The sequence below is a fragment of the Acinetobacter lwoffii genome, from assembly GCF_024129355.1.
GTDB lineage: Bacteria > Pseudomonadota > Gammaproteobacteria > Pseudomonadales > Moraxellaceae > Acinetobacter > Acinetobacter lwoffii_I.
Map to the genome: position 1 here is coordinate 1 of NZ_JAMXXP010000079.1, position 1158 is coordinate 1158.

A 1158-nucleotide genomic window follows, 5' to 3' on the forward strand; every position below is an offset into this window, starting at 1 on the left:
ACTGTACGACCGCCTTCACGGATCGCAAAACGTAGACCTGGGTCCATTGCGATCGGGTGGATTAGCTCTACTGACATCTCAACGTTGTCACCAGGCATAACCATTTCCACGCCTTCTTTAAGCGCGATCGCACCAGTTACGTCCGTAGTACGGAAGTAGAACTGTGGACGGTAACCGTTAAGGAATGGAGTGTGACGACCACCTTCTTCTTTAGAAAGTACGTATACTTCCGCATCGAATTTAGTGTGTGGCTTGATCGCACCTGGTTTAGTCAATACTTGACCACGTTGTACGTCTTCACGCTTAGTACCACGAAGAAGAACACCACAGTTCTCGCCCGCACGACCTTCGTCAAGAAGTTTACGGAACATTTCTACGCCGGTTACTGTAGTAGTTTGAGTATCACGGATACCAACGATTTCTACAGACTCACCTACTTTAACGATACCAGTCTCTACACGGCCAGTTACTACTGTACCACGACCAGAGATTGAGAATACGTCTTCAATTGGCATAAGGAATGGAAGGTCAATTGCACGCTCTGGCTCTGGAATGTAAGAGTCAAGTGCTTCAACAAGCGCAACTACCGCTGGCTCGCCGTATTGGCTGTCATCACCGTTAAGCGCAAGAAGAGCAGAACCACGGATCACTGGAGTGTCATCACCCGGGAAGTCGTAAGTAGAAAGAAGTTCACGAACTTCCATTTCAACTAGTTCAAGAAGCTCTTCATCGTCTACAAGGTCGCATTTGTTCAAGAATACAACGATGTAAGGTACACCTACCTGACGAGAAAGCAGGATGTGTTCACGAGTCTGTGGCATAGGACCATCAGTCGCAGCACATACAAGGATCGCACCATCCATCTGAGCAGCACCAGTAATCATGTTTTTAACATAATCGGCGTGGCCCGGGCAGTCTACGTGAGCGTAGTGACGAGTTGGAGAATCGTATTCTACGTGTGAAGTATTAATTGTAATACCACGTGCTTTTTCTTCTGGTGCAGAGTCGATTGCAGCGTAGTCTTTCGCTTCGCCACCGAATTTCTTCGCACATACAGTTGCAATTGCAGCTGTTAAAGTTGTTTTACCATGGTCAACGTGACCAATTGTGCCCACGTTAACGTGTGGCTTATTACGTTCAAACTTAGCCTTAGCCATG

1 protein-coding gene is annotated in these 1158 nt (G+C 47.2%); it reads right to left on the minus strand.

Going from position 1 to position 1158, the window contains the following annotated elements:
- Positions 1–1157, minus strand: a 1157-nt coding sequence (gene tuf / locus NI468_RS16010; RefSeq protein WP_253102615.1) for an elongation factor Tu, incomplete at its 3' end; no start/stop codon positions are given.
- Position 1158: the final 1 nt, after the last annotated feature.